Source organism: Vibrio sp. 99K-1 (genome assembly GCF_013114585.1).
Classification (GTDB): Bacteria; Pseudomonadota; Gammaproteobacteria; order Enterobacterales; family Vibrionaceae; genus Vibrio; species Vibrio chagasii_B.
Genome location: NZ_VTXF01000045.1, coordinates 25,582 through 34,639 on the forward strand (window position 1 = coordinate 25,582; position 9,058 = coordinate 34,639).

8 protein-coding genes and 2 pseudogenes are annotated in these 9,058 nt (G+C 40.6%); 3 read left to right on the forward strand and 7 right to left on the reverse strand.

What is annotated here, in order from left to right; translation table 11 throughout:
• Positions 1–338: 338 nt before the first annotated feature.
• Together F0228_RS24275 and F0228_RS24280 are read right to left on the reverse strand one after the other, a co-directional pair.
• Positions 339–608: a hypothetical protein gene (locus F0228_RS24275; RefSeq protein WP_171387742.1), complete on the reverse strand. Its 270-nt coding sequence runs from the start codon at positions 606–608 to the stop codon at positions 339–341.
• Between the two features lie 180 nt (positions 609–788).
• The gene (locus tag F0228_RS24280; protein ID WP_171762947.1) at positions 789–1,343 is read right to left on the reverse strand and encodes a recombinase family protein; all 555 of its coding nucleotides are present in this window, start codon (positions 1,341–1,343) and stop codon (positions 789–791) included.
• Between the two features lie 215 nt (positions 1,344–1,558).
• Here F0228_RS24280 and F0228_RS24285 point away from each other — a divergent pair, with 215 nt between their 5' ends.
• The 3 genes and pseudogenes from F0228_RS24285 to F0228_RS25895 form a co-directional block, all read left to right on the forward strand.
• Positions 1,559–1,819, forward strand: a complete 261-nt coding sequence (locus tag F0228_RS24285) for a type II toxin-antitoxin system Phd/YefM family antitoxin (RefSeq protein WP_016799688.1) — start codon at positions 1,559–1,561, stop codon at positions 1,817–1,819.
• Positions 1,819–2,121, forward strand: a complete 303-nt coding sequence (locus F0228_RS24290) for a type II toxin-antitoxin system RelE/ParE family toxin (protein ID WP_171762948.1) — start codon at positions 1,819–1,821, stop codon at positions 2,119–2,121. The genes F0228_RS24285 and F0228_RS24290 overlap by 1 nt, the downstream gene beginning before the upstream one ends.
• Positions 2,122–2,480: 359 nt before the next feature.
• A pseudogene (locus F0228_RS25895) lies at positions 2,481–2,654 on the forward strand (regulator); the annotation flags it as partial.
• Positions 2,655–2,683: 29 nt separating this feature from the next.
• On the opposite strand, the gene F0228_RS24295 reads toward F0228_RS25895, so the two are convergent.
• From F0228_RS24295 to F0228_RS24315, 5 genes and pseudogenes are all read right to left on the reverse strand, one after another.
• Entirely contained in the window at positions 2,684–3,403 is a 720-nt protein-coding gene (locus F0228_RS24295) for a PaeR7I family type II restriction endonuclease (RefSeq protein WP_171762949.1), read from the reverse strand.
• Positions 3,404–5,071: an Eco57I restriction-modification methylase domain-containing protein gene (locus tag F0228_RS24300; RefSeq protein ID WP_171762950.1), complete on the reverse strand. Its 1,668-nt coding sequence runs from the start codon at positions 5,069–5,071 to the stop codon at positions 3,404–3,406.
• Between the two features lie 298 nt (positions 5,072–5,369).
• Positions 5,370–6,520 (reverse strand): annotated as a pseudogene (locus F0228_RS24305) (IS3 family transposase).
• Positions 6,521–6,754: 234 nt separating this feature from the next.
• Complete coding sequence (locus tag F0228_RS24310) at positions 6,755–8,218, reverse strand: serine protease (protein WP_171762951.1); 1,464 nt, start codon at positions 8,216–8,218, stop codon at positions 6,755–6,757.
• 417 nt (positions 8,219–8,635) lie between these two features.
• Positions 8,636–8,779 (reverse strand): transposase, encoded by a 144-nt coding sequence (locus F0228_RS24315; protein WP_171762952.1) that lies wholly within the window; start codon positions 8,777–8,779, stop codon positions 8,636–8,638.
• Positions 8,780–9,058 lie beyond the last annotated feature (279 nt).

The following is a 9,058-nucleotide window of genomic DNA, read 5'->3' on the forward strand; positions in this document are numbered from 1 at the left end:
GGCCTAGGTAATAGTGCGATAGGTTTGCTACGTAATAGCTACACGAAAACGGCCGTAAATAAGGTATTTACAGCAACAACATAGAGTTTGAGTGGAAGTAGTTATTAGCGTCATTTTTTTAAATTAAAATAGATGATTAACAAAAGCAATACATTTATTCGATGATTATGTTGAGCATCATCGTTGGTAGTAATGGACGTCACCTGCGCTATCAAAACAGGGGCATTAAACTTAGCTACTTCCCATACTATTAGTTATCCATGAATTGCTAATTTAGCTGAAGCTATAGCTCATTTCTGTCCAAAAACGTGTTTCAGATGATTGGTTTCAAGCATCGTTTAATCAAGCCAAGTGAGCGCCTTATCAAACCCTTTTGACGTTATATTGATGTACCAATCTAGCTCCACTTTTTTGCGCATGACCAGTCCGCACTCTTCAAGAGCTTTACATGAAACTCGGAAGTTGTTTGGGTGAATATCTCTCCCAAGCACTTGATTGACGGCCAGGTTGATGACGGTTGACTTACCTTCTTTTATTCCTTTGATGAACGCCTTGGCCAAACATCTTAAGACCTCTTTCTGAACCTGGCTCATTCTTGCTTTTTTCATTCTCTCTGCCTCTTAATCATTGCAACAATAATTAAATTAAAATTCTGAAAATTTATTTCATCAAGGGATAGGTTCGTGCTGGCTGCTATATGCTTGCATGTAGAGTCAGTATGAAGCCGACAGAGCGAAGCAACGTCAGTCAGCTCTTTACTCATTTAAAGAACAACTTTATTCGCGATTCTAAAGAGAGATATTTTTTCCTAAAACCTTATAGACAGTGGTCCTACTGCACTCTAACTCTTTACTGATCGCGTGCTTGTTCATTCCTTGGTTTGCAAGCTCTTTAATACGCGTATGAAGCGTCTTATTAGGAAATCGGCCAAGATGCCTCCCTTCAGAGCGAGCACGCTCTCGGCCTTCATTACAACGCTGTAATATTCGTTTTCTTTCCATTTCAGCAAACGCCGATATGGTCGTGTAAATGACTCTACCTACATCGCTATTGATATCTAAATCGCCCAAATCATGAAACACCAAACCCGCTTTCTTTTGCGCTAGCTGATCGGCAATTTGCAAAGCATCAATGGTATTTCGAGCAATGCGGTCGACTTTGGTAACATGAATAACATCTCCCTCCCTGGCAAAATCAAGCAACAGATTAAGCTGTTCTCTATTAGAGGATTTACCGCTCGCTTGCTCTTGGTAAATTTTGTCACAACCAATACGTTTAAGCTGTTCAAGTTGAACATCGAGCGTTTGGTCTTGGGTGCTAACACGAGCATAACCAATTTTCATAAAATGGCCTAAAAGTGAACTAAAAGATATTGATACACAAGTGTACATGTTCACTTTAAATTATAAAGACTAACTGAACAGTTATTAGATGATTGTGAGCAATGTCCATAAAGTTACACCTTTATGGACACTACATTAGATTACCTCCAATCACAGAATCATACAAATTGGTTAAATCGTTCGATTCGTTTATAATGAGCGAAAAGGGGAATATTATGCAATCACTTACTGCGAATACAGCTAAAACCAAATTTGGCGACTTACTGATGAAAGTTCAACGTGAACCTATACAAATTAATAAGAATGGTTCACCCGTTGCGGTGATGATGTCTTGTGAAGAATATGAACAACTTGAAGCACTGAAATTGATGGTGGTGAAATCACGCTTCGAACAAGCAGAAGCCGATGCTCTATCAGATAAACTAGTCGACGGTGACGATTTCATGAATGCACTTAACCAAGGAAAGTTTGATTAATGACGCACTATAAGCTCTCTTCTTCAGCGCAATCTGATCTGATTGAGATTCGTCGCTATACATTAGAGCGATGGGGGCAAGCACAATGGACTACTTACTTTTCAGAACTAAAGCAATCAATGGAATTACTGGCGAACAACAAGTTGCTCGGCATAGAGGTTTCTGAGGTGGGCCAAAACTACTTCCGTTTTCCTTTAAAGCGCCATGTGATTTATTACATCCAGAAACAAGATCACATAATTATTGCAGCCGTTCTTGGTAAGCACATGTCTCCGGCCAAGCACTTTTCACAACGGTGTTAATATAATTAACACCCTAACCGCTAATGGTCATTCATCAAATAAAGACCCTTAATCATTGCTACAATGATTAACCGGCAAGGCCGACTGAGTAAGAACTAGGTTAAATGATATTTGGACATTTCAGTGTCAGTGTCAGTGTCAGTGTCAGTGTCAGTGTCAGTGTCAGTGTCAGTAAGCATGCTAATTTAGAGCTATACGGCTTACTTTAGTGCAAATTAACATTATGTGAATGAGTATTTAATCTAAGTGATTTCGAGGCAATTATCATTTCGGAAAATCGAAGAAAATTTTGTGATCATATATGCTAGGCTCACATCCACCTCCGCCAAGTGAACTGACAAACTATATTGTTATCTGACATCTGCGATGGTTGGGAAAACTTCGTGATGAGACATGATAGCTTGGAGCTTCGAACTGGCCAGCTGGTTACTGCTCAACAAGTGTTGATAGGCGTTGCATTATTTGAGTTAGGCGCTTCAAATGTAGCTCACCAGATTCTGAAGTATGCGAGAGTATTAAAGAGAATTGTGTAGGAAAAAAGGCTCCGAATGGAGCCTTCTTATTAATAAGTAGCTAGAAGATCACAGTGATTTTTTAATTTCTGCAAAAATGTCTCGATACTTGTCTGAGATGTGTAGTCGCGATAATCTCCTTTGTTCTCCATATCTAAGAGAACTAAACCTGTAGCCGTATATAGGCTCTTCAATACTAAGCGCTTACACAACATGTCATAACGCTTCAGGTACGAAACGCCTGCAATTGGCGAGTAGACACCCTTTTTATTTCGTTGATGTGCAGTGCGCTCGGTTTCATCGTTCAAGAATCCCGGCATCACTTGAAAGTGGCTCATGTTAACTTTTGCCGATTTCCTAGTTTGTTCTGAATCCTCGACAAGAATCAAATAGCCACGGAATACTTCAGCATCACCACCAAAAGCCTCTTCTTGAACAGCAGTAAACAAATCAATGCCACTCCCTAAAACTTCTTCTGCCCGGTTGTTGAAGTTATTACCAATAGAACCGACTTGAGATTTAAGCTCAATCGCTGCTACCAGTTTATTATCTGACAATATAACAACGTCCCAAGACTTGTGAGGGCGGAAATAGCCGGGTAGTTGTGAGTCATTTTTACCTACGCAAATTGAAACATTTTCTAAACCGGAACTTTCAACAACGCTTTGTATAACATCGCGAAAGCCATCGAGTGTTTTTCCACTTCTTACACCTTTAGCTTTGCGTACATCCCAAAATAGTTTGGTGGCTTTTTGAATATCTTGTTTCATTTATATTCCAAGTATTTGTTTTTCTTTTTCGTTCATAGAGTAAATTCGTGCGACTAAAACCTTAGCTTCTTCAGTGTCTTCACTTCTACCAATCCTTGTTAACTCAGTTTGGATACAAGAATCAATATCATCCCAGGTAGGTAAGCGTATCTTCCTCAAGTGTTGAGCTTGAAATCGGAGATTACCACCAGATATTTTTGTGGAATATACCTGAACGAACATCTGCCCAATGCCAGATAAAAGGACAGCCCTTAGAGCATATAAGTTCCAAGTATCGGCGCATACATAATAAATTGAGTTATTAGGATGGTAAGAGCCGTCATCAAAAATAACTGAAAGATCTGACTTAATATCAGGTATTAACAACTTTTGTGCAGCCGCGCGTTCTGGATACACACGATCAATCGTTTTGAACCAGTGCAATGGTGCCATCTTAGCTATGTGGCGACCTTTCAATGTTTCTTCAAACTGTAAGAAATAATCTCTTAAGAGAGGATATTGCTCTAGTTCAATTACACCATTGTCGTCATAAGTATTGATAATACAATTAGTGTTGCTCTCGATAACACCAGATTTCAGCTCTTTAGCGGTGATAACTGGTATCTTTCTACTTGCTTCAATATTAAAGTCTTTATCAACAATATATACTTTGTTACTACCAGTAGCCGCACCGATATAAACTGAGCAACCAGTTTCCTCTAAAGTAGGAAACTCCCTCTCAAGGCGTGAAAGCATTTCGAGTTCATCAGACGAACCAAACAGCCATGGCTTATCGTCCTTTACAAGGTCATTACGAACAATAAGCTCAGCACCGTCCACAGTGTTTACTTTAGCATTGGTTAAACACTGTCGAACGTTATTGGAAAAATCAAAAGTTACATTGGGGTTATGTAGTACACAAGTTCGTTTTTGTTTATTTTTTGAAAGCTGTGTGATTGCTGGATAAGTCATGACGTCAGACGTGAACGCATTTTGGCCGTAGAGATCTATAAACAAATCTAGCTGAAAGCTCTTGGCGATCTTACTACGCAAACCTGCACCATATCGGTTCTTAGTCCATCTATCAGTACAAATAAATGATAAAACTCCATTATTTGACAGAAGATCTAAGCACTTCTCATAAAACGCTATGTAGATATCAGCGCGCTCAATCATAGTAATAAAACGGTTTCGATACTCCGCTAATAAGGCCGTCGGAATAGTTTCGATTCTGATGTAAGGTGGATTACCAACTATATGAGTAAACTTTTCGTCGAAACCCGTTAATAGGAAATCTGCGTGAATAAACCAAGTTTTTAAAACTACATCAAGCTCTTGAGAGGTATAAATACTACTCAAAACAGCTCTAACATTGCTCTTTGCAATGTCTATGTTGCTAGAAGATATGTCATATGCCTTTATTAGATTAACTAATTGAACTAAGGGCAGTTTTACGTTTACTCTCTCGTAGTTGAGTTTGATACGCTTCGCGATGGCAATTATAAATTCCCCTTGACCACATGAAGGCTCGAGAATTCGTGTACCTACTGAAGTCAGATCATCCACGACACCAGATGCGATAAGCATTAAATCTACTATCTCTGGTTTTGTAAATACTTCGCCTTTTTCTGCTGACGACTCACCCCAAAGTAGGGATTGGTTTTGCAATTCTGATGTAGCTAATTCCACTTGAATCTTCACTCTCTGTATTTGTTACGATATTACCACAAAAGTCTCAAACTGAAGTCGTGAAACAAAAGAGTTCTGTGGAATTTACCCGTAATACAACACGGGGTTTACGACGAACTGCATTAGAAAATGGATAACTTTTGGTAGGTAGGGGAAATGCACACCCTGAAAATGTGTAGAGTAGAGCAGGCTTTCGCCAGTTCTTTCATGCACTTGACCATGTGGTCATAGAGGATAAGGCCGTTGGCTTTCGCGGTTTCGACGATACTGATCTGCTCCAGTTAGACTGGACACCGCATTAAACGACATATTGTTTTTCAAAGTTAACTGGGCTTAGATGCCCAAGAGCATTGGGCCTTCTTGTTCGATTATAATCAACTTCGATATATTCAAAAAGCGCTTGGCGCATCTCTTCTCGCGTCATTATCGGCTCGTATTGGATGGCTTCTACTTTCATTGAGTGGAAAAAGCTTTCAACACAGGCGTTATTCCAGCAATGTCCCTTCCTACTCATACTTTGTTTTAGGTTATGGGTTGAGATTAAGTATCTGTAGCCTTTTTGAACAATATTGACTGCCTCTATCACTATGGATAATCACCCCTTCGGGCATGCCTCTACGGAACAATGCCCTTGATAGCGCATCACAGACCAAAGTCGCGGTCATTCTGGTGCTCATTGACCAGCCAACTACTTGCCGTGAGTACAAGTCGATAACAACCGCTAAATACATCCAACCTTCGCTTGTCTCTAGATAGGTAATATCTCCAGCCCATTTTTGGTTCGGTGCTGTCGCATTAAAGTCTTGCTCAAGCAAATCCGGGGCAACTGGAAGTCTATGCTTACTGTCTGTCGTACATTTGAACTTACGGGCGGCTTTCGCGACTAAACTCTGGCGCTTCATGCTCGCGGCAATGGTTTTAACATCATGTTTATTTCCATTTTCTTCAAGTTTTTTTGAATACGCCTTGCACCATCGCGTTCCTTGTTATCATCAAAAGCTTCTCTAACTTTGCTGTCAAGCTGCTTGCGGTACTCGTTGCGTTGAGTGACTTTATGGCGATTATCAATCCAATAATAAAACCCACCTCGAGAAACCCCAAACACCTTAGCCATGCGGACAATACTATATTGCATCAGGTGTTCGAGCATAAACTCATAGCAATCTACTTTAGATTCTTCGTGAAGTAGGTGGCGGCCTTTTTTACGATATCTAGCTCTTCAGCTTGCTCAGCCAATAATCGTTTGAGTTTGGCATTCTCAGTGGCTAGTTCTCTTTCTCTATCGCTGATTTTCGCGTCTTTTTTGACGGCTTTACGCCATCCATAGGTTTGAGATTCATATAACGATAGCTGTCGTGCAGCAGCAGCGACACCGACTTTGTCTGCTAACTTAAGCGCTTCAGCTTTGAATTCAGGAGCATGTTTGATTTGTGTTTTCTTAGTTGTCATTGTTCACCTCGTTAGTGATTGTACTCACTTAACTCAGTGTCCAAAACTTCTGGTGCGGATCACTACCATAAAGGATCAGATTACAGGACTTGGAAAAGGTTCAACTGATTTAAGCAACACGCCTTGTTCAAGCATAAAAAATCCCCATCAACGTTGTTGATGGGGATTATCTGCTAACTGCAAGATCGTTCGATAGTGATCGTTATATGAATAGAGATCTCGAGTGAAATATGGTTATTGAGATTGCGAAACAGAAAAAGACACACCTGAGAAACTGCGGAACGCGTTAATCATAATGTAAAGGTCTTCATCAGCCTTAAGTGCATCGCAAGACTCGAAGTTGCCGGAACGATACGGACGACAGTCGTAGTCACTTTTCGTTGGCTGCTGTCCTGAACGAATGTATAGGTCCGCATCCCCAACACCAGACTTAATCGTAACGCTAACACTAGCTGTACGATTCGCCGCCTTAAGTACAAACAGTTTTTTATCGCCTGAAGTCAATGCGATATCGGATACTAAACTGTCTAAAGTCACTTCTGGGATCTCATTCTTCGGCTCACCAACCGAGCCGTTAGGTAGCGCGTCATTGAAATGCGAAGCCACTAATGGCCAAATTTTACTGATTTTCACGCCTTGATTTTCGCAGCCTCCGAAATGATGCAAAGCAATGGCTTTGTTGTTATCGGTTCGCAGAACCGGTGAACCAGACGAGCCTCCAATCGTGTCACAGAAATAACCAGTATCCGTATTTGACCCTCGTCCATTCGCTGAAGCCACATCGATCTGACACAATCCTGAGCCATTTTGATCGCTCTCAATGGCCAACTCTTTCGGATTACCCGATCCGTGTTGAGGAATATAAATTCCATCACCGAACATCGGCTCTTCGGCATCCAAACCTAGGTAACCAAACGACGCTATTTTGGAGAAATCATCAACAGTGAAAAGCGTGTAATCCAAATTATAATCCGTGCTGAGTATTTTATTTCCCATCACTTTAACCATTGTCGCCATAGAACCATCACACGTGCGACGCTGATAGTTAAACCATACCTCGGTATTTCTCAACTCAGACTCTGATGCGACACAGTGGTTATTAGTGAACATATGGTTGTCTGGCCCCACACGCCAAGCGGTACACAAGCTGCGACCATTAATGAGCAGCCTTGCAACAGGCGTTGCCCAAGCTACTTTGTCTGCGTGAGAGTCTTCCCAGCAAGCAACATCTTTGCGTTCATTCACGCCACAAGTCGATAGCGTCGATAAGGCCTCTTTGTCTGCAATTTTACCTGCCATGTAGTAATCAATTTCAAACTGAACATGCTGTCCGTTTGAATTGGAGATTGATTCAATGACGACAGAATCATTGGAAATCGATTGAGCGAACCAATCTATTTGGCTGTCACGATACTCCACACCCTCACTACTGGTGTTTGACTTAAGACGTAACACGCTGCCTTTCGGTACAGTAAGAGACTTGAAGTGAAGCTTGATGAATGACGAATCAGCGTGTTCAAGTTGCAGTGTGCGTATACCAGCCGATGTATCAACCAGCTCTTGGTTCGACAACTGATGTTTCACTTCATCGGCAATAACCGGAAGATCTGGTTGAACGAAAAGGTGCGGTTGTGCATTAACGAGCGAAGAAAAGAACCATATTATCGCAAGCCCAAGGTTAGATAAGATTACTTTCATTGAATTTCCTTTATTGTTTTGTGGTGTTCCCTTCATAAACATATATGCAAAGAACAGATATGACATAAAATGCATATAAGTTTTAGTGTAAAGAAAAGTCCACATTCGCGACAGTTTTAGGAATTTAATTGGATTGTAGATACCATATCTCTGAAGCAACCACAAACTTAAGTTAAAGTTAATTCAGACTGATATCTTGTCTGATTTTTTATAACGCCAAAACATATTTGAATTAGCTTTCTCATAGCAGCACCTAACGCTTGCTTTTTTGCTTTACCAGCGACTAACGAGTTGCTTTTTTGTGCTTTGATATAGGGATTGTATTTACCAACGCTAACCGCGGCCAAAAAGATTTTTGACCGAATTCAAGATGGGCCAATTTCGCTCAATGTGGTTCTACCTTTAAATGAGCCAGACTCATTTGCTTGGCGTAAGACCTACAAATGCTGCCGCTTGCTTGGCTGTTGAGAAGATCTTAGCTGAAAATAAGTACACCAGCTTTCTCGGCATCACCTTTCTTATACCTACAACACTCATTAGTAAATCATGGTTTTTATTCATAACGGGACAAGCCGAAATGATGATGTCAATTTCACATTCAATGTCTTTTATTTCATCATCTAAATGTGGATCATTCGTTTAATTGACTGCAGAACTCGCTCATGAGAGCCACTAATTGTGCAAGCTTCAAGTCGGTTGCTTTCTCTCAAGCGATCTTTTTCCAACGCTGACAGTCGGCTTTGTTGACGCGCTCATTAAATCATCAATTTTGATTTGAGCGTGCCTTACTTTATCATAGCCATCTATCTTCGTTTCCAGTTAAAAAATCATGCCTTACAA

Excerpts from the sequence above, each read along its gene's own strand:
- F0228_RS24275 (WP_171387742.1), bottom strand. The coding sequence starts at position 608 with ATGAAAAAAGCAAGAATGAGCCAGGTTCAGAAAGAGGTCTTAAGATGT.
- F0228_RS24280 (WP_171762947.1), bottom strand. The coding sequence starts at position 1,343 with ATGAAAATTGGTTATGCTCGTGTTAGCACCCAAGACCAAACGCTCGAT.
- F0228_RS24285 (WP_016799688.1), top strand. The coding sequence starts at position 1,559 with ATGCAATCACTTACTGCGAATACAGCTAAAACCAAATTTGGCGACTTA.
- F0228_RS24290 (WP_171762948.1), top strand. The coding sequence starts at position 1,819 with ATGACGCACTATAAGCTCTCTTCTTCAGCGCAATCTGATCTGATTGAG.
- F0228_RS24295 (WP_171762949.1), bottom strand. The coding sequence starts at position 3,403 with ATGAAACAAGATATTCAAAAAGCCACCAAACTATTTTGGGATGTACGC.
- F0228_RS24310 (WP_171762951.1), bottom strand. The coding sequence starts at position 8,218 with ATGAAAGTAATCTTATCTAACCTTGGGCTTGCGATAATATGGTTCTTT.
- F0228_RS24315 (WP_171762952.1), bottom strand. The coding sequence starts at position 8,779 with ATGAATAAAAACCATGATTTACTAATGAGTGTTGTAGGTATAAGAAAG.